The organism is Kiloniella majae, assembly GCF_002118315.1.
Taxonomy (GTDB): domain Bacteria; phylum Pseudomonadota; class Alphaproteobacteria; order Kiloniellales; family Kiloniellaceae; genus Kiloniella; species Kiloniella majae.
The window spans coordinates 496,760-516,334 of record NZ_MTSZ01000002.1; the positions used below are offsets into that span (position 1 = coordinate 496,760).

Consider the following 19,575-nt stretch of genomic DNA (forward strand, 5'->3'; position numbering starts at 1 on the left):
TCTTCTCACTTCGATGACATATTGCGGTTTTAATGACGACATATGCTGAAACGATCGCTGCTGGCCAGACTGGCCACGGGCACCTGCTAGGAATAGAGGGCCTGAGAGCTGATCAGATTTCCAACTTGCTTGACCTAGCCGATGGCTATGTTGACCAGAATCGCGCCGTGAAAAAGACCATTGATTTGTTAGAGGGTCGCACGGTGATTAATCTCTTTTTCGAGAATTCCACCAGAACACGTACTTCTTTTGAACTGGCAGCCAAACGTCTGGGCGCAGACGTTATCAACATGACTGTTGCCTCTAGCTCTATCAAAAAAGGCGAAACACTGGTTGATACCGCCATGACACTCAATGCAATGCATCCCGATGTCATGGTCGTCCGGCATTCAGATTCAGGGGCGGTAAAGCTCCTTTCAGAAAAAGTAAATGGCTCGGTTATCAATGCCGGTGACGGCAGCCATGAACACCCGACCCAGGCCCTGCTTGATGCCCTGACGATCCGCCGTCGCAAAGGTGATCTTTACGGACTGCGCGTCGCTATTTGCGGCGATGTCGCCCATAGCCGGGTGGCCCGGTCAAACATCCATCTGTTGAATACAATGGGCGCGGAAGTTCGCCTGATTGCGCCGCCAACGCTTCTGCCGTCTTCCGTTGACCGTATGGGCGTCGAGACTTTCCACAACATGAAAGAAGGTCTGGAAGGGTGCGATATTGTCATGATGCTCAGGCTGCAACTTGAACGCATGCAGGGATCCTTTGTTCCTTCCGTCCGCGAGTATTTCAGATACTTCGGTCTGGATCAGGAAAAGTTGGCAATGGCAAAGCCAGATGCCTTGGTCATGCATCCCGGTCCCATGAACCGTGGTGTTGAGATTGATAGTGAACTGGCCGATGATCTGGATCGATCACTGATCAGGACACAGGTAGAAATGGGTGTCGCTGTACGTATGGCCTGTTTACATGCCCTGACACAGGGTACCTTGTCAGACGGAGTGAAATCATGAGCCAGCTCGATAACAAGACAAAACGCGCTTATAAAAACGCCCATCTGATAGATCCAGCAAGTGGCCTTGATACAAAAGGCGCCTTATTAACCGAAGGCATCCATATTGCAGATTTCGGCCCCGACCTATTCAAAGACGGTGTTCCAGAGGGTATTGAGACTATCGATTGCCAAGGACATCACCTTGCGCCAGGTCTTGTTGATATTCGGGTTCACCTTCGCGAACCCGGCGATGAACACAAAGAAACTATCCTCACAGCAGGCCAAGCCGCAGCAGCCGGTGGCATCACCTCTATCGCTGCGTTACCGGATTCTACACCCGTACTGGATGATGTCTCCGGCGTCGAGTACGTCGCCCGTCGGGCCCGTGAAGTAAAAATGGTCAAGATTTTCCCCTATGGCGCATTAACAAAGCGCCTTGAAGGGAAAGAGCTAACAGAATTTGGCTTGCTTTCGGAATTTGGCGCAGTGGCCTTTACGGACAGCACCAAAGCCATCGCTAATGCGCAAACTATGCGCCGTGCGCTGAGCTATGCCAAAACCTTTAATGCTCTCATCGTACAACACCCGGAAGAACCGTCTCTTGCTGGCGGCGTCATGAATGGAGGTGAGATCTCTACACGAATGGGCCTGTCGGGTATTCCGACCCATGCAGAGATCATTATGGTCGAACGGGATATGCGTCTTGTGGAAATGACAGGTGGACGCTATCACGCGGCGCATCTATCAACTGCCGGGGCTGTTGAAATTATTCGTCAGGCCAAGGCCCGTGGTTTGCCAGTTACCTGTGATACTGCCCCACATTATTTCTGTCTGAACGAAAACTCTGTTCTTGATTACAGAACTTTTGCCAAGGTATCCCCGCCCCTTCGTTCTGAAGAAGATCGTGAAGCCATCTTCCAAGGCTTGGCAGACGGTACAATTGATGCAATCGCCAGCGACCACAGCCCACATGATCAGGATTCAAAGCGCCTTCCTTTTGCTCAGGCAGAATTTGGTATTGTCGGATTGGAAACTCTTTTCCCGCTCGCGCTTCAACTCTACCATAAAAAAGCGCTCTCGCTTTTGGATTGCCTCGCACTCGTAACCAATAAACCTGCTGAGATCTTGGGATTACCAGTTGGGAGAATTGCAAAGGGTGCAGCTGCTGATCTTGTACTTTTCAACCCGGACAGCCCATATTTCATTGATCCCGAAAAGTTTAGAAGTAAATCGAAGAACTCTCCTTTCACAGGGTTCCCAGCCCAAGGAAAAGTTTTACGAACCGTGGTTGATGGGCGTACAATCTATGAACGATAAAATTTACCGCCTGAGCCCAATCAAGCTCTAACTCAGCCATACAAGGACCTGTATTTTATGCCAGACCCCATATCATGGAGCCATGTGGCTCCCTTTTATCTGTTAGCATTTGCAGGAAGTTATCTGTTGGGGTCTGTTCCTTTCGGACTTGTCATTACCCGTCTCTTTGGCTTGGGGGACATTCGCCAAATTGGATCAGGAAACATTGGGGCAACCAATGTACTACGGACGGGCCGCAAGGGTCTCGCTCTCCTCACCTTGATATGCGATAGCGGGAAAGGTGCTGCTGCCGTTTTGGTTGCAGCCCTTTGGGGACCAGACCTCGCGTTGATTGCGGCCCTTGGCTCCGTCCTCGGTCATCTTTTTCCTGTTTGGCTCAAATTCAAAGGTGGAAAAGGTGTTGCCACAACTCTGGGTGTGGTCATCGCTCTCTCGTGGATGGTCGGCCTTGTGGCCTGTCTAACATGGCTGCTAACGGCTTTGACCCTGCGCATGTCATCCCTGTCAGCCCTTATGGCAATGCTGGCGACCCCCATTGCGGTCTGGGTTATTCATCACGACCTTCAGATGGTTGAATTGACCGCCTTACTGGCTGTTCTGGTTTGGGTACGACATCACGAAAATATCAAACGCCTGATCAAAGGTGAAGAGCCTAAAATCGGACAAAAGAAATGATCATTTCAGTATTCCAGTACACTTCAATATAGCACTTCAGGGTTGACTCATCCCCCAACAACACCCCAAATAAAGGTATGTTGGACACCGTAAAGCCCCCCACAAATCTGGAAGAAAAGCTTGATTGGCTTCAATTAATCCGATCCAGATCTGTCGGACCAATAACTTTTTACAAACTCTTGGAACGCTTCGGATCAGCGCACGAGGCGCTGAAAGCCTTAACAGCAAAAGCGATAAAGAATAATCAAAAAGACCCGGTTATAAAACGGTCAAATATTGATCATGAACTAGTCAGGATTGAAAATTTCGGGGCAGAACTCATCGCTTATGGTGAAGAGAATTACCCACCTTTGCTTGCGCAAATTCCTGATGCTCCACCTCTCATACAAGTTCTTGGCAATACACAGTTTCTCAAAAAAAGAACCGTTGCAATTGTCGGCGCCAGAAATGCCTCTTCAAACGGGATTACTCTGGCAAAAGAACTTGCACAGAATCTGGGTCAATTTGGTTTTCTCATTGCATCAGGTCTTGCCAGAGGCATTGATACCGCCGCACATCAAGGGGCCATACAAAATGGAACAATCGCCGCCGTAGCTGGTGGACTGGATGTCATTTATCCACCAGAGAACAAGCTTCTTTATGAAGCGATTATCGAAAACGGAGCTCTTATTTCGGAAATGCCCTTGGGCAGTGAGCCGCAAGCCAAACACTTCCCACGCCGCAACCGTCTGGTTTCCGGCTTAAGCCGGGGCGTTGTTGTTATCGAAGCCTCCCTCAAGTCAGGATCGATGATTACAGCCAGATTAGCACAGGAACAGGGCAGAGAGACCATGGCCATCCCGGGCAGTCCTCTTGATCCTAGAAGCAAGGGCGGCAACGCCTTGATCAAACAAGGGGCAATCCTGGTCGAAACAGCACAGGATATCGTCGAAGCTCTTGAACGTCCCTTTGATCCATCGATCAAAAAATCAAAAAGAAAAAAGGCTGGAACAGAATCTTCTACACCCCTTTTAAATATCGTAACTGAGAAAAAAACACCCGTTAATGCGGTTGATGCTCGACTTTCTGTAAAAGAGTTGTTAGGTCCTAGCCCAGTATATGTAGATGACCTGCTCCGACAGAGCCAGCTATCGCCAACAGAATTGAATGGTATCTTGCTGGAATTTGAACTGGCAGGACAGATCGAATGGCAGCCGGGAAACCGTGTTGCCTTGATCCCTTGAGAGATATCTTGAGGAAAATTTATGATATCAGGCGTTATTCCCGATATCAGAATATCAGTATCAGAAGTATTAGGTAACAGAACCGATTTCTGTTAGTAACCGAGAATTTTAGACGTAGGTAGTACCCGAAGCTATGAACATTGTCGTTGTTGAATCACCGGCGAAAGCCAAAACAATCAACAAATATCTGGGTGAAGATTATCATGTCCTCGCCAGTTACGGGCATGTGCGCGACCTTCCCCCAAAGGATGGATCAGTGGACCCTGACGAAGATTTTGCAATGTCATGGCAAGTGGATAGCGGATCTGAAAAACGTCTGAAAGATATTATCGCGGCTCTGAAAGATGCTGATCAACTGATCCTCGCGACCGACCCCGACAGAGAGGGAGAGGCTATTTCCTGGCATCTGGCTGAAGAGCTTGAAAGACGGAAAAAACTCAAGGGCAAAAAAGTTTCCCGGGTTGTTTTTAACGAAGTTACGAAAACCGCAATCCAGCAAGCCTTTTCAGAACCAAGAGAACTGAATATGGAGCTGGTAGAGGCTTACCTCGCCCGCCGCGCGCTTGATTATCTGTTCGGCTTCACCCTGTCCCCTGTTCTTTGGCGCAAACTACCGGGAAGTCGTTCAGCAGGTCGTGTTCAATCTGTGGCTCTTCGTCTGATCTGTGACCGGGAATCCGAAATTGAGATTTTCAAACCACAAGAATATTGGACTGTTGATGCCAAGCTTTCGACAGCAGATGGACAGAAATACGGCGCCCGTTTGACACAACTCAGAGGCAAAAAGCTCGACAAATTCGATCTTGCCAATGCTGCCGCCGCACAAGATGCCGTTCAGCTACTGGAAGATGCCACCAGCTTTACGATTAACACAGTCGAGAAAAAGCAATCTCGCCGGAACCCGCAACCGCCCTTTACGACCTCGACCCTTCAACAAGAAGCGTCTCGTAAGCTCGGGTTCGGTGCGTCACGAACAATGCGCATTGCTCAGAAGCTTTACGAAGGGGTTGATCTTGGCGGCGAGACCGTTGGTCTGATTACCTATATGCGTACTGATGGTGTCAGCCTTTCCGCAGATGCCATTACTTCCGGACGCGATCTTATTGCCAAGCAATATGGCAAAGATTATCTGCCCGCAAATCCGCGGGTTTATAAAAGCAAAGCCAAGAACGCCCAGGAAGCGCACGAAGCGATCCGCCCGACAAATCTTGAGTTGTTGCCACGCGATGTCGTTGCCCATCTTGATGATGAAGGGCGTAAACTCTACGAGTTGATATGGAACAGAACCGTCGCCAGTCAGATGGAAAGTGCCATTCTGGATCAGGTTGCCGTGGACATCGACGTTGCCCAAGGGCAAGCCGTTCTTCGCGCCAACGGGTCAGTTTTGAGATTTGATGGCTTCTTAAAGCTATATAAAGAAGACAAAGACGACGAAAAAGACGGTCAGGATGATGACCGTCGCCTACCAAAACTGACCGAAGGCGACATCGCCAACCGCGAAGAGATTGAAAAAGAACAGCACTTTACCCAGCCTCCGCCGCGTTATTCAGAAGCAAGCCTTGTTAAGAAAATGGAAGAACTGGGCATCGGACGCCCGTCAACCTATGCTTCTATCATACAGGTTCTGCAAGATCGCGATTATGTTGTTCTGGAAAAGAAACGCTTCAAACCTGAGGATCGCGGGCGCATTGTTGTTACCTTCTTACGTAACTTCTTCTCCAAGTACGTTGAGTTCAACTTTACCGCTGATCTGGAAACGCAGCTTGATGATATTTCCGCCGGTTCCGTTGATTGGAAAAAGGTTCTCAGAGGTTTCTGGGATGCTTTTCATTCGGCTGTAGATGAAACCAAAGGCCTGACAATCACAGAGGTGATTGAAGCACTCGACGAAGATCTTAGCGATCACTTCTTCCCGACCCCGGAAGATGCGGATGCAAAACATCCAAGAGAGTGCCCGACCTGTGATGATGGACGCCTGGGGATCAAGCTGGGTAAAACTGGTGGCTTCATTGGTTGTTCGAATTATCCCGATTGCCGATATACACGCCAGCTCTCTCTGCCAGATGGTGAAGGCGGGGAAAACGATCTCAGCCAGCCAAAAGAGCTCGGTATTGATCCCGCAACAGAACTTGCGGTAACCCTGCGCAAAGGCCCTTATGGCGTTTATGTTCAATTGGGTGAAGCCGTTGAGAAGACCAAACCTAAACGTGTTTCCATACCCAAAGGAACCCCGATCAGCGATGTAACCTTTGAGCTTGCTCAAGGATTGCTATCTCTACCTCGTGATATTGGCCCTCACCCGGATGACGGTGCCATGATTATTGCCGGGATTGGACGGTTTGGCCCCTATGTGAAGCATGGATCAACCTTTAAGTCCCTGACCAAAGATGACGATGTTCTGATTGTCGGCCTGAACAGAGCTGTTGCCCTGATTGCAGAGGCTCCAAAGCGAGGTCCAGCAGCTGCCCTTAGAACAATCGGCGCACACCCAGAGGATAGCGTTGATATTACGGTTCACTCCGGCAGATATGGTCCTTATGTGAAATGGAACAAAGTGAACGCCTCTTTGCCTAAAGACAAAGAAGTCGACACCATTACACTGGAAGAAGCGGTAGAGCTTTTGACAAAACAGTTGGAGAAAAAGGGTACGAAGAAAAAAGCACCCGCGAAAAAGAAAGCTCCTGCGAAAAAGTCCACTACCAAGAAAACAACAACAAAGAAACCTGCAGCTAAGAAAACAACCGCAGCGAAGAAACCTGCTGCAAAAAAGGCTCTGGCCAAAAAGACGGCGAAAACTGAAGAATAAAAGTTAGGAAAAGGGCGTGACCTCTGATAGAAAATCCCCGCCCTTTCCCACAAAGGAAGCGGTTTTAGACTTTATTGAGCAATCTCCAACTGCTGTTGGAAAGCGAGAAATTGCGCGTGCTTTTAACTTGCGTGGCAACGACAAAATCCCCTTGAAACAGCTTTTGAAAGAGCTAAAGGACGAAGGACATTTTGGGCGCGGGGCCAAACAACGTAAGAATAATATTGATGGCCGCTTGCCCCCTGTTCAGGTTATTGAGCTAACATGCATCGACAGTGATGGTGAACTCATTGCCGTCCCTGCTGCTTGGGAAGAAGATCACCCTGCACCGATGATTTACGTTTTGCCAGATCGCAAAAGCAAATTCGATCTTGTTGTTGGTGATCGTGTTCTTGCCAAACTCAAACGGCTTGATAACAAAAGTTATCAGGGCATTCCTATCCGAAAGCTTGAAGCTGCTCCCCTTAAAATACTTGGTATTTACCAGATTACAGAAGAAGGTGGCTTCGTTCGTCCCGTTGATAAAAAGGCAAAGAAAGATTTCATTCTAAATCCTGACTATGCCAAAGCCGCAAAACACGGTGAGCTTGTTCTTTGTGAAATTCGCAAAGGGCGTTCACGCAAAGGCCTCAAAGAAGTAAAGGTCGTCGAGGTTCTTGGTGGAATTGACAGTTCACGCGCACTAAGTCTCGTCGCAATTCACGAACGCAATATACCCAACCAGTTCCCAGAAGAAGTTTTAGAAGAAGCAGCCGCAGCAAAACAGACCACACTGGGTAAAAGAACTGACCTGCGCGACCTGGCACTGGTCACCATTGATGGGGCCGATGCCCGTGATTTTGATGATGCTGTCTGGGCCGAACCTGATCCAGATACAGAAGGTGGCTGGCACATCATTGTCGCCATTGCTGATGTTGCCCACTATGTCAGAGCCGGAAGTCAATTGGATGATGAAGCTCAAACACGGGGTAATTCGACCTACTTTGCCGATCGGGTTGTTCCTATGCTTCCTGAAGCGCTTTCCAATGGATGGTGCTCGCTTAAACCTAATGAAGATCGCCCTTCCATGGCGGTTCATATGTGGATTGATGCAGACGGAGAACTCAAAAAGCATAAGTTTGTTCGGGCATTAATTCGCTCACAAGCCCGACTGACCTACGAAGAAGTTCAAGAAGCACTTAACGGTTATCCAAGCGATAAAACAGCTGACCTGCTGGATCCTGTTCTAAAGCCGCTAAAGGGTGCTTATGACACGATGCTCAAAGCCCGTCACAAGCGAGGAACACTGGAACTTGAAATCCCCGAATTCCAAGTCGTTATGGACGAATCCGGTGAAGTCACAGATATCGTCAAAAGACAAAGACTCGATAGCCATAAGCTTATCGAAGAGTTTATGATTACAGCAAATGTTGCCGCGGCAATAGAACTCGAAAGCAAGCAACTTCCGTGTATGTACCGGGTTCACGAAGCTCCTGATCCTGTTAAGATAGAAGGTCTCGCAGACAGCTTGCACGGCATGGGGATAAAATTCGCCAAAGGGCAGGTTATTCGCCCCAAAGTCCTGACACAGGTTTTGGAACGTGCTTCTGACTTACCGGAAGCAAAATTGATTAACGAACTTATACTCAGAGCCCAAAGCCAGGCCAGATACGACGCAACAAACCTTGGCCACTTTGGCTTAGCTCTGACAAGATACGCGCACTTTACATCACCAATACGACGCTATTCCGATCTTATGGTTCACCGTGCCCTCATCAAAGGCCTAAAGCTTGGCGATGATGGTTTGACGAGCGATGAAACAACAAAATTCAATGATATTGCAGAGCATATTTCTGCAACCGAGCGACGTTCTGCGGCCGCTGAACGCGATACTGTCAACCGTTTCACTGCCTCATTTTTCTCTCAAAAAATCGGAACGATCTATCCAGGAAAGATCAACGGTGTACACCGGGCTGGCCTCTTCATTACTCTGGATGAAACAGGTGCAGATGGACTGGTTCCCATGTCTTACCTCCCCGATGACTATTACATTCATGACGAAAAGAATCACAGCCTAACGGGACGTCGTTGGGGGCGAGAGTTCAATCTTGGTGATAGCGTTATGGTTCGGATCTTTGAATCGAATCCTATAACCGGGGGTATCGCATTACGTATTGTCGAAGACGATAGTGATGATGAAAAAACTCAACCAACCTCCAAAAGACAGGGTAAAGGTGATCATCGAGGACGTAGAAGGAATAAGGTCGGTACTTCTTCTAGCAGATCTCCAAAAAGAAAAAACCGCAGATAAACGGTACAAAAATTATATTAAAATAACTTAAATACTGACCTTATCTTTTGATATAGTTAGAAAATATACTGTTAAAATTCTATTTGAGTAGTAAACTCACCAAAATTGACCGGTAAATTTGAACAGTAAATCTTTATGGGAGACAGGGTAGATGCCCTTTAACTCAAGATTGCATCTGCGCTATCTCAACTCCAAAACCATTCATAGGTTTTGGGCATTTTGCCTTGTTGCCATTTTAACAGGCTGTAATGCACCTTACCCAATTCAAGAAACTGAATTTCAACCTAAAAACTCTTCACGCCTTTTTGCCGAAGGTTTTAGTCACGTCACTGATTTTTATATTGAAGAAATTGATGTATCTCGCTTGGCCCTCGCCGGAATGGACAACCTGACGACCCTAGATCCTGAATTCGAAGTCATCGACGTGGGTAATTCGGTTACCGTAAATTATGAAGGGCAACCAATCTCGCGGCATAGCTTTCCTTCAACACTGGATAATAGAGCATGGGCCCTTCTGACCTCCAGAGTTATATCTGAAGCCCGCGGCGTCTCCTCCCCCTTTAGAGAAGCGAGCATTGATCAAATACATCAGGCAGTCTTTGACGGTATCTTGGGCGAACTTGATCGGTTCTCCAGATATTCGAGGCCCGATCAGGCAAAAAGCAACAGAGACAACCGCAACGGTTTTGGTGGCCTGGGCATTCGCTACATAAAAGATCCTAAAGGCGCTCATATAATCTCGGTAATGGAAAATACCCCGGCAGAAAGCGTCGGCTTACAAGCAGGCGATATAATTATACGGGTTGGTACAACTGATATCGGAAACCATTCAGAATCAGCTATAACCAAACTTCTTAAAGGCCCCAAGAACTCTAAAGTAAGGATTACAGTTCTACGCAATCCTAAAGCCCCCCAAACCATTGAATTTGAAATCACTCGCAAAAAAATTGTGGTTCAGACAGTAAACTATTCAGCTCTTGGGAGTATCGCTTATCTACAAGTTTCAGGTTTCAACCGATCCACGACCTCGACAATGCGAAAAAAGGTACGGAAAGCGCAAAAGGAAATCGGTAAGGATATAAAGGGCTACATAATTGATCTGAGAAATAATGGTGGCGGACTGTTAAAAGAGGCCGTTAACACAGCTGATCTCTTTATTTCCAGCGGTGCCATCATCTCGACCAGAGGTCGCCACCCGGATAGCCATCAGTACAGTGCAGCCCATAGCCAGGATATAACCAAAGGTTTGCCGATCATTGTCTTAATCAACTCCTATTCCGCATCTTCATCAGAAATCCTCGCAGCAGGCTTACAGGATTCTGGACGCGCTATCGTCGTTGGCAGTAACTCTTTTGGTAAAGGCACCGTTCAAAAAGTGTTCCAACTACCAAACCGAGCAGAGATTGCCGTTACTTGGGCTCGATTCCATGCCCCTTCTGGATATGCGATTCATAAAAGAGGAATTATCCCAGATGTTTGCACAACATCAGAAGGAACGAAAACTGTTGCAGACATCGTCTCCCTTCTGAAATCGGGAGCTTTGCCTATATCGAGTGAAATAAGAGCTTCGTCACCTGCTTTGGACGATGACATTGCTCTTGATAGTATCAAAGCAACATGTCCGCAAAGTGCCGAACCGTCTGAGCTTGAAAAAGAAATAGCCGAGGCATTACTCGAATCACCTGCTTTACTTGATCTCGCCCGTGGGCAACCTGCCCCCGCAACATCAGAGCTGGTTAACTAAACAAAGCCTTATCAATTTACCCATATTTTTGAATAACTTTGGGATCGATTAGAAAATATTAGATCAGGGCTTGACTTGAGGGCTTAAAACGTTATGTTTCGCCCCTGTTATATTTGTAATTTTAGCGCGATGAGGATTTCGCTATGGCTAAGCCGGCTACTCAACTAATTCGCATGGTAAGCACCGCGGACACAGGCTACTTCTATGTAGCAAAGAAAAACCCGCGCACACTTACTGAAAAACTCGAGCTACGCAAATACGATCCCGTTGCGCGCAAGCACGTTATTTTCAAAGAAGCGAAAATGAAATAAGCTTTTAAAGCTTAAAGAAAAAGGCCGCATTTTGCGGCCTTTTTTGTGTTTGATCATCAAGAATCATCACTAGGTTATTTATTGCTTTAAAACGTGATCAGATCGTCACTGTCTGGCCAGAGTTTCCTTGGCTTGAATGCTCAATACACACACAGTTACGCCCCATAGACTTTGCATCATACAAAGCAGTATCCGCACGTGCGAGAAGACTATCAGCCATCTCCATCGGGTCAGACGTCGTCGCGACACCAACAGATATTGTAATAGTTAGGGCGTCAGGAGATCCAGGAACTTCTATAGGCTTGTCCCCCACGCGCGTTCTAAGACGTTCAGCCACAGTAAAGGCTTGTTCTGAGGATGCGCTAGGCATAATAACAACGAACTCTTCGCCACCGTAACGCGCAAGCATATCAAAATCACGAACAGCATCAGCAACCCGCTTTGCAAGAACCTTGAGAACTTCATCGCCACTGGCATGTCCGTAAGTATCATTAACTTGCTTGAAATGGTCGATGTCAAACATAAGTGCAGAGACCGGTTTCGCCGTTTCTGCGATTTCCATAATCGCACGGTCCAGATGCGCATTCATATAGCGACGGTTATAAACTCCCGTCAGCGGGTCTGTGTAGGCCAAAGCAACGCTTTTCTTCAGCATATCAGTCAGGCGATCATGATAACGACGACGCTTGATCTGTGTTTTACACCTAGCGCGTAATTCATTTGGATCTATTGGTTTAACAAGGTAGTCCGTTACACCAATATCCAACCCTTTTGCCAATTGAGAAAGGTTTTCTTCCTCCAGAACCAAAAGAATGGGAACATGTCTCGTCTCTTCATGGGCTCGTAGCTGGGAACAAAGCCTCAGACCGTCCTCTCCACCAAGATCAAGCGCAACAATAAAGAGATCATATGACTTCTCTTGACCAAGCTCGATGACTTCCCGTGGATCACGGGAATGGTCAACATTATGTTCCAGCTCAGTCAGAAAATTGATAATTTTGCTGGCTGTTAAATCGTTGGTTTCCGCCAACAGGATATTTGCATTGGAAATGGCCTCTTCTTCATCTGCCTCACCAGACCCGAGAGAATCAAAGCGAGAAGAAGCTTCTTGGCGGACGCGCAATTCATCGGTCATCATCTTGAGACGAACAAGAGATCTGACACGTGCAAAAAGAGCAACATCATTAAGTGGCTTGGTAAGGAAATCGTCTGCGCCAACTTCAAGTCCACGAACTCTGTCGCTCACTTCACTCAAAGCAGTGACCATAACAACGGGAATATGGCGCATCTTGGGATCATTTTTTAAACGGCTACAAACTTCATAGCCATCCATGCCCGGCATCATTACATCCAAAAGAATGATATCCGGCATTTCCTTAGCTGCGATTTCTAGTGCAGATTGTCCGTCTGAAGCAGTTATCACCTCGAAATACTCTGCCATCAGCTTTGCTTCTAAAAGCCTGACATTAGCAGGTATATCGTCTACGACCAGAATCCTTGCCGCCATAAATGCTGCACTCTTTCAATATTATAAAATAAAACTGACGCAAAGATTTCTTAGTTCAAGAATCTTTCGACAGTTTCTAAAAACTTTGTCACAGAGATCGGTTTTGGAATATAGGCCTCACATCCCCCTTCTCTGATTTTCTCTTCATCCCCCTTCATGGCAAAAGCCGTCACCGCAATCACGGGAATAGCACGAAGGTTGTCATCCTCCTTAAGCCACTTGGTGACTTCCAGACCAGATACTTCAGGTAGCTGAATATCCATTAGAATCAAATCAGGTTTGTGCGTACGCGCGATTGAAAGCGCTTCCATACCGTCTTTCGATTGAAGGATGTTATAGCCTTGAGCTTCCAGCAAATCGTGGAACAGCTTCATATTCAGTTCGTTATCTTCGACAACAAGAACAGTTTTTTCTTTGTTAGTCTGCATAGATGTTTCCTGCCGATGCCTCCTAAAAACACATGGAGAGCCCAATGCGCTTCATTAAATGTCTCAGGTGGTTAACCATATTCACTGAAACAATACCCTTGAATCTCACACTACTCAACTTTAGTTAACATATGGTAACGGAAATATTGCTAAAATTTTCAATAAAAGCCTTTTTTGACTAGCTAACTCACTAGAATCACAAAAATTTCAACCCAGACCTCGCAGAAGCCTCTCCTCTTGCACGCGTCAATTCGTTAATAACCCGCCTCAGTAATAAGACAAGAACAGGCTCTGGGTAAAATCTTGCCAAATTCAGAACATAAAGGGTATAAAATGAGAACAATAAATAAACGTGATTTCTTATGCCTGACCTTTGCAGAGATTGTTTTCATTGGCGTGAAGAAGCGCCAGCTTCCACAGAAAGACCTGTTCGCTGTATAAGCTGTCATTCACCGCGTATAATCAACCACCCTGAGCTCGGTAACTTGACAATGGCGCACATCGATTGTGATGCCTTTTATGCCAGCGTGGAAAAAAGGGATAATCCCGACCTTCAGGATAAACCGGTTATTATCGGGGGGGGGAAAAGAGGTGTCGTCTCAACAGCCTGTTATCTCGCCCGCCTATATGGCGTCAAATCTGCAATGCCAATGTTCAAGGCCCTCAAAGCGTGCCCGACAGCCGTAGTGGTCAAGCCAAACATGTACAAATACAGAGAAGAAGGTCTGAAAGTGCGTGCCATGATGCAGGCCTTGACCCCTCTTGTGGAACCACTTTCAATTGACGAAGCTTTTTTGGATCTATCTGGCACGGAAAGACTGCATGGTCACTGCCCGGCGATTACCTTGGCAAAGCTTATCAAAAGCATCGAAGATGAAGTTGGCATCACAGCTTCGGTCGGTCTTAGTTACAATAAATCTATGGCCAAAATAGCCTCTGATCTCGACAAACCACGTGGTTTTTCTGTTCTAGGACACAGTAATACGCAGGACTTTTTGAAAGACCAGCCCGTGCGACTTATTTGGGGGGTTGGGAAAAGTCTTGAAAGACAGCTTCACCAAGATGGCTTAAGACAAATCAAAGATCTTCTTCCCTACAGCGAAGAAGAGTTGATGAAAAAATACGGTCAAATGGGCCAGAGAATGTTCCATTTCATCAGAGGGCATGATGGGCGAACGGTAAACCCCAAATCACCGACAAAAAGTATTTCCAATGAAACAACTTTTAACGATGATATAAGTGATTTTGAAGAACTCTCGGTCGTTCTCTGGCGACTTTGTGAAAATGTTTCAAGCAATCTGAAGCGAAAACAGTTCGCTGCAAAGACAATTAATTTGAAACTGAAAACAGCTGATTTTCGCCAAATATCACGCAGTAGAAAAGCATTTGCACCCACACAACTTGCCGAAGAAATTTACCAAACAACCCTCCCCCTATTAAAAGAACAATGTAACGGTCAACGCTTCCGTTTAATCGGTGTTGGCGGCAGCGACCTTGTATCACCTGACTTTGCAGACCCTCAGGATTTACTGGACCCAGAAAAAGAAAAGCGCAAAAAAGTCGAAGCTGCTCTGGATCGAGTTCGAAACAAACTGGGTAAGGACAGCATTCAAAAAGGACGTTCTTATAAAGGCGTTACTAAAGCCGATAACAAAGATAATTCACAATAACGGCCCCAAGCTTAATATAAGCTATCCACACTGCGGAGCGCTATTAACCTCAAATCCTGTTAACTTCCCTTTGACAGAGAAATCACCAAAATCCAGATCAATAGCCGACACAACACCATTTTCATAAAGAGTAAGTGTTTGTTCTTGGATTGGCAGAGTACTTTTTGAATTCACCTCATAAAATGCCAGAAAAACTTTCCACGACATTTTCCCTTTTAATTCAGATGCATTGTCGTCTTCTGTATTAGGCAAAATAATGGCAGACACCTTAAAGGCCTCAAGCTCTGCTGTGCCGTCAAATACAGTGCGATTTAAAGCCGTTTCACCGTCTTGAGCGGCAAGAATTATATCCTTCAAAAAGGCTGATGGATAAATCACATCTTTCAGTTCGACACTTTGTTGCTCTGGTTCTGTAATTTCAGCTAAAACATTTTTCCCAGGCTTTTCATCAGAAGATTTTTCACGAGAAGATTTCCCAATATAGCGGCTTTTACCAGATAGATTACCATCCTGTAAGACCGTAAAGCGATATCGCTGCCCATCCAAAGCTTCCCAAGTATTAATTTTGAGATCCATCTGCATGCTTTGTCCAGTACTGTAGACAACGTTCATTGCAAGCTCGTTCGTCATCAACCATCCACGACAATCACTTGTCAGATCATACTCAATCTGCCCCCCCATACTGCTAATCGCTCCTTGGTAAGAGCTATTTAAACGCAGATCATAAGTAGCTTTATGTAGAAGTAAATCGACAGAGTTCTGCCCTGCGGTACTTGCCTGCGAAAACAAGAGGGCTATAGCAGAGGCTGATAAACAAATTACTTTTTTCTGCCATTTACGCATAAAGGAGATCCATTTCTATAATTTAACAAGCCAACACAGCATGATAGGGTCTATTCTAAATACATATCATTTCAGGCGACATTGAGGCATCTTCTTTTCCAACAGACCAACTAGTCAGTTTTTACCCTGCCCCGATCATTCTGGTAAGTTTACTGGTAAAAATTGCACAACAATAAGAAATAAACTAGCCCTCGAAAAATGATACACACCTAAAAACAAACACTTACCCCACGGAAACCAACTGGCATATTATTTGCGTTGTAAACGTCGTTATCTTTAATAGGAAATGGTGGCGAACGTGACATATACGGATGCATTTAACGGATCTGGCTCTTTATATCCTGCAGCTTTGGATAAAGGCGATGATATAAAGCTCTCAGCTGACCGGGATAACCTTATGTTTCGACTGCGGCGCATTGCTTATACTGAACCCAGTAAAAACAAGCGTATATCGGATAAACAGGTTGTCGAACTACTGGAAGCTGCCGCTTTGGCTGAACAGACCCTATCCGAACAACACGAGCGTATTCGCTATCTGGAAAACCTCTCAATTACAGATGAATTGACAAACCTTTTGAACCGCCGTGGCTTTCAACACGAACTAGATCGTACTCTCAGCCGTGCATCGCGCACCGGTGATAAGGGAGTACTGGTTATCTGTGACATGAACCACTTTAAGTCAATCAATGACAGCTATGGTCACATGGCTGGCGACTGTGTGTTAAAAGAAGTGGCCAAAGCGTTGGTTAAACACTGTCGAAAAAGCGATTACATTTCACGATTAAGCGGGGATGAGTTTGCCATCCTTATGCCGAACACAGCTCCTGACAGGGTCGAAGCAATTATCAGTAAGCTTAATAAAATTTTGAATACGCTTGTCGTTCGTTGGGGACAACACGAAATTCCGGTATCTGTCAGTGTTGGATACGAAAACTACGCAGCCGGTACGAACCCAAATCAATTGCTCCACCTTGCAGATAAATCAATGTATCACAACAAGGGTAATCATATAGCTTGTCACCTCGGCAACCGATATGTCGAAAAAAGAACTCTCTAGTTCCTAAACCTCGATCCCAAAAGAAAAACGCCCTGAAATTTTTCAGGGCGTTTTTCTTTTTTTGGTAAATATGAAAGCTAAAGATTTAGCCGCCAAAGCCAACGGGCTTCAATTCATCCGCAAGATAATCTGCATCGTCAAAGATATCAGCCACCTGATCATCCACAATAATTGTGTTGGCTCTCAAGTGATCTGTCTGTGCGTCAATACCCGCAATTTCTTCTGAATAAGCTGATACTTCAGTTGGATCTGTAGCGCCTAGCTGCGCATCTTCCGCAAAATAGCTAACTGAAGTCTCCAAGTCTGAAACGGCAGCGATCTCAATTTCATCAACAGGTGAAAGAGGTGCTAGCGTCGCTTCAGCGACTTCAAAATCCACATACTCGTCGCAAATATCACCCTCCATCAAGCGGATGAGAGCACAATCCTGTTGAGCAACTGCAGAGATACCGTGATCAGTCAGTGTTTTACCGCTAAAAAAGTAACTCGCGACATCAACTGCTAATGACGCAACGCCAATCGCAGGAGGCAACGCACATCCACTCAACGCGAGTGCAAGTGTCGAAGCAACTAAAATTTTCCGCATGATATTCCCCCCAGGAATAACGATAAGCTTTTGAGAATCATGAGTCATTTCGATTCGAAGCGCAAGAAAAATATCAATAAACATCAAATTTTATCTATTTTTCGACGCTTTTTCGACTCCGGACTGAGAACACCAGTTCCAATTCACAACCTCTGCGAGTCAAAATCGCCCCGCTTCATCAAGCAGGGCGATTCGATATTCCACTTATAAATCCGGACTTAATCTGGGCTTATGAGCAAAGACTTAACTCTCGTCAGAATCTTCCAATGGCAGATCAAGTTTGATGTGCAATTCGCGCAAACGATCCTCATCAACTTCGGCTGGCGCCTGCATAAGTGGATCTTCGGCTTTACCGTTCATCGGGAAAGCTATGACTTCACGAATATTTGGCTCATCAGCCAACATCATTACCATACGGTCAACACCCGGTGCAGAACCACCATGTGGCGGCGCACCAAATTTGAATGCTGACAACATACCGCCAAAGCTCTCTTCCACATCAGTATTACTGTAACCAGCAACTTCGAAAGCTTTATACATGATATCAGGACGGTGATTACGGATCGCACCAGACGATAGCTCGATACCATTACAGACGATATCATACTGGTAAGCATTAATGGTCAAAGGATCTTGTGTTTCCAGTGCTTCCATTCCCCCCTGAGGCATAGAGAACGGGTTATGGCTGAAATCAATTTTGCCTGTATCTTCGTCCAACTCAAACATCGGGAAGTCCACAATCCAACAGAACTTGAAAACACCCTTGTCCAACAGATCAAGATCAGTACCCAGCTTGTTACGAACATGTCCGGCAAATTTAGCCGCAGCCAATTCTTTGTCACAAGCAAAGAACACCGCATCGCCATTCTCTAGACCTGCAATTTCTTTGATCTGCGCCAGACGATCTTCATCAAGATTCTTCGCAATTGGCCCCTTAGGAACACCTTCTTTGTCATAAATGATATAACCAAGGCCAGCGGCACCTTCTTTGCGCGCCCAGTCATTGAACTTGTCAAAGAAGCTACGCGGGTTTCCTGCGGTACCCGGTGCCGGAATTGCGCGAACAACATTACCGCCTTCGATAGCACGGGCAAAAATGCCAAAGCTTGATCCGCGGAAAGCTTCTGTTACATCGTTAATGATGATCGGGTTACGAAGATCCGGTTTATCAGAACCATATTTGGCCATCGCTTCTGCGTAAGGAATACGCACGAACGGATAGGGAGAAACTTCGCGCCCTTCGGCAAATTCTTCGAACACGCCGTGAAGCACAGGTTCGATTGCGTTAAACACGTCGTCCTGTGTCACATAGCTCATTTCAAAATCGAGCTGATAAAACTCGCCCGGTGAACGATCGGCTCGGCTATCTTCATCACGGAAGCAAGGTGCAACCTGGAAATAGCGATCAACACCACCAACCATCAACAGCTGCTTAAACATCTGTGGCGCCTGTGGCAGCGCATAGAATTTACCCGGGTGAATACGACTAGGCACCAAAAAATCACGGGCACCTTCAGGACTGGACGCCGTCAAAATAGGAGTCTGGATTTCCATAAAGTCCTGTTCAATCATCCGACGACGCAGGGAAGAGATAACACCGGAACGAAGCTTCAGCTTCTTCACCATCTTTTCACGACGCAAATCCAGATAACGGTAACGCAGTCTTGTGTCTTCACCAGCGTCTTCATCAGAATTTACCTGTAGTGGTAATACTTCTGCGCGGGATTGAATTTCCAGTTCACGAACACGAACTTCAATTTCACCTGTCGGTAAAGCCCCATTGATTGTCTCGGCAGTACGAGTAACAACTTCACCCGTAACTGTGATCACAGATTCAACACGGGTGTTTTCAAGCTTTTCGAAAAGTGGGCTAGAGACATCAACGACACACTGGGTAATACCAAAGCTATCGCGTAGATCTACGAAAAGAAGCTGACCGTGGTCACGTTTACGGTGGACCCAACCAGAAAGGCGAACCTGCTGGCCTTCATCAGAAAGGCGCAGTTCAGCACAATTATGGGAACGATAAGGATGCATAAGTATTTCCTTTGGTATTATAGCTGTCTCGATCTAGCAACTCTGTGTACAGAGCAATAAAAACCAAAGCCCTTTCAGGCCCAGTAAAAATTG

General features: G+C 46.3%; 15 protein-coding genes. 10 read left to right on the forward strand and 5 right to left on the reverse strand.

From position 1 onward, the window contains the following. The first annotated feature begins 32 nt into the window (after positions 1-32). From BKB51_RS08465 to rpmG, 8 genes are all read left to right on the forward strand, one after another. Entirely contained in the window at positions 33-1,007 is a 975-nt protein-coding gene (locus BKB51_RS08465; RefSeq protein WP_085900650.1) for an aspartate carbamoyltransferase catalytic subunit, read from the forward strand. After that, positions 1,004-2,305, forward strand: coding sequence for a dihydroorotase (pyrC, locus tag BKB51_RS08470; protein ID WP_085900651.1), 1,302 nt, complete (start codon positions 1,004-1,006; stop codon positions 2,303-2,305). Before BKB51_RS08465 ends, pyrC begins: the two co-directional genes overlap by 4 nt. 57 nt (positions 2,306-2,362) lie before the next feature. After that, positions 2,363-2,980: a glycerol-3-phosphate 1-O-acyltransferase PlsY gene (gene plsY, locus BKB51_RS08475; RefSeq protein WP_085900652.1), complete on the forward strand. Its 618-nt coding sequence runs from the start codon at positions 2,363-2,365 to the stop codon at positions 2,978-2,980. Positions 2,981-3,057: 77 nt separating this feature from the next. After that, on the forward strand, positions 3,058-4,203 hold the full coding sequence (gene dprA, locus BKB51_RS08480; RefSeq protein WP_085900653.1) for a DNA-processing protein DprA: 1,146 nt from the start codon (positions 3,058-3,060) through the stop codon (positions 4,201-4,203). Between the two features lie 133 nt (positions 4,204-4,336). Further along, positions 4,337-7,009, forward strand: a complete 2,673-nt coding sequence (topA, locus tag BKB51_RS08485) for a type I DNA topoisomerase (protein ID WP_085900654.1) — start codon at positions 4,337-4,339, stop codon at positions 7,007-7,009. Between the two features lie 16 nt (positions 7,010-7,025). Next, the gene (rnr, locus tag BKB51_RS08490) at positions 7,026-9,299 is read left to right on the forward strand and encodes a ribonuclease R (RefSeq protein ID WP_085900655.1); all 2,274 of its coding nucleotides are present in this window, start codon (positions 7,026-7,028) and stop codon (positions 9,297-9,299) included. Between the two features lie 151 nt (positions 9,300-9,450). After that, positions 9,451-11,043 (forward strand): S41 family peptidase, encoded by a 1,593-nt coding sequence (locus BKB51_RS08495; protein WP_085900656.1) that lies wholly within the window; start codon positions 9,451-9,453, stop codon positions 11,041-11,043. A gap of 143 nt (positions 11,044-11,186) precedes the next feature. Then, the gene (rpmG, locus tag BKB51_RS08500; RefSeq protein ID WP_046507740.1) at positions 11,187-11,354 is read left to right on the forward strand and encodes a 50S ribosomal protein L33; all 168 of its coding nucleotides are present in this window, start codon (positions 11,187-11,189) and stop codon (positions 11,352-11,354) included. A gap of 97 nt (positions 11,355-11,451) precedes the next feature. Here rpmG and BKB51_RS08505 read toward each other — a convergent pair whose 3' ends face one another. Beyond that, complete coding sequence (locus tag BKB51_RS08505; RefSeq protein WP_085900657.1) at positions 11,452-12,861, reverse strand: PleD family two-component system response regulator; 1,410 nt, start codon at positions 12,859-12,861, stop codon at positions 11,452-11,454. A 50-nt stretch (positions 12,862-12,911) separates the two neighbouring features. Beyond that, complete coding sequence (locus BKB51_RS08510; protein WP_046507735.1) at positions 12,912-13,289, reverse strand: response regulator; 378 nt, start codon at positions 13,287-13,289, stop codon at positions 12,912-12,914. A gap of 362 nt (positions 13,290-13,651) precedes the next feature. Here BKB51_RS08510 and BKB51_RS08515 point away from each other — a divergent pair, with 362 nt between their 5' ends. Further along, the gene (locus BKB51_RS08515) at positions 13,652-14,959 is read left to right on the forward strand and encodes a DNA polymerase IV (protein ID WP_085900658.1); all 1,308 of its coding nucleotides are present in this window, start codon (positions 13,652-13,654) and stop codon (positions 14,957-14,959) included. A gap of 21 nt (positions 14,960-14,980) precedes the next feature. Here BKB51_RS08515 and BKB51_RS08520 read toward each other — a convergent pair whose 3' ends face one another. After that, a complete protein-coding gene (locus BKB51_RS08520; protein WP_085900659.1) occupies positions 14,981-15,802 on the reverse strand; it encodes an EipB family protein in 822 nt (273 codons plus the stop codon). Between the two features lie 298 nt (positions 15,803-16,100). Here BKB51_RS08520 and BKB51_RS08525 point away from each other — a divergent pair, with 298 nt between their 5' ends. Further along, on the forward strand, positions 16,101-16,859 hold the full coding sequence (locus tag BKB51_RS08525; protein WP_158090181.1) for a GGDEF domain-containing protein: 759 nt from the start codon (positions 16,101-16,103) through the stop codon (positions 16,857-16,859). Between the two features lie 85 nt (positions 16,860-16,944). Here BKB51_RS08525 and BKB51_RS08530 read toward each other — a convergent pair whose 3' ends face one another. Then, complete coding sequence (locus tag BKB51_RS08530; protein ID WP_125911812.1) at positions 16,945-17,445, reverse strand: hypothetical protein; 501 nt, start codon at positions 17,443-17,445, stop codon at positions 16,945-16,947. Between the two features lie 243 nt (positions 17,446-17,688). Further along, positions 17,689-19,482 (reverse strand): aspartate--tRNA ligase, encoded by a 1,794-nt coding sequence (gene aspS / locus BKB51_RS08535; protein ID WP_085900662.1) that lies wholly within the window; start codon positions 19,480-19,482, stop codon positions 17,689-17,691. Positions 19,483-19,575: the final 93 nt, after the last annotated feature.

What these genes read in the sequence shown, in the direction of transcription:
- BKB51_RS08465 (WP_085900650.1), top strand. Translation starts at nt 33, where the DNA reads ATGACGACATATGCTGAAACGATCGCTGCTGGCCAGACTGGCCACGGG.
- pyrC (WP_085900651.1), top strand. Translation starts at nt 1,004, where the DNA reads ATGAGCCAGCTCGATAACAAGACAAAACGCGCTTATAAAAACGCCCAT.
- plsY (WP_085900652.1), top strand. Translation starts at nt 2,363, where the DNA reads ATGCCAGACCCCATATCATGGAGCCATGTGGCTCCCTTTTATCTGTTA.
- dprA (WP_085900653.1), top strand. Translation starts at nt 3,058, where the DNA reads ATGTTGGACACCGTAAAGCCCCCCACAAATCTGGAAGAAAAGCTTGAT.
- topA (WP_085900654.1), top strand. Translation starts at nt 4,337, where the DNA reads ATGAACATTGTCGTTGTTGAATCACCGGCGAAAGCCAAAACAATCAAC.
- BKB51_RS08495 (WP_085900656.1), top strand. Translation starts at nt 9,451, where the DNA reads ATGCCCTTTAACTCAAGATTGCATCTGCGCTATCTCAACTCCAAAACC.
- rpmG (WP_046507740.1), top strand. Translation starts at nt 11,187, where the DNA reads ATGGCTAAGCCGGCTACTCAACTAATTCGCATGGTAAGCACCGCGGAC.
- BKB51_RS08505 (WP_085900657.1), bottom strand. Translation starts at nt 12,861, where the DNA reads ATGGCGGCAAGGATTCTGGTCGTAGACGATATACCTGCTAATGTCAGG.
- BKB51_RS08510 (WP_046507735.1), bottom strand. Translation starts at nt 13,289, where the DNA reads ATGCAGACTAACAAAGAAAAAACTGTTCTTGTTGTCGAAGATAACGAA.
- BKB51_RS08515 (WP_085900658.1), top strand. Translation starts at nt 13,652, where the DNA reads ATGCCTGACCTTTGCAGAGATTGTTTTCATTGGCGTGAAGAAGCGCCA.
- BKB51_RS08520 (WP_085900659.1), bottom strand. Translation starts at nt 15,802, where the DNA reads ATGCGTAAATGGCAGAAAAAAGTAATTTGTTTATCAGCCTCTGCTATA.
- BKB51_RS08530 (WP_125911812.1), bottom strand. Translation starts at nt 17,445, where the DNA reads ATGCGGAAAATTTTAGTTGCTTCGACACTTGCACTCGCGTTGAGTGGA.
- aspS (WP_085900662.1), bottom strand. Translation starts at nt 19,482, where the DNA reads ATGCATCCTTATCGTTCCCATAATTGTGCTGAACTGCGCCTTTCTGAT.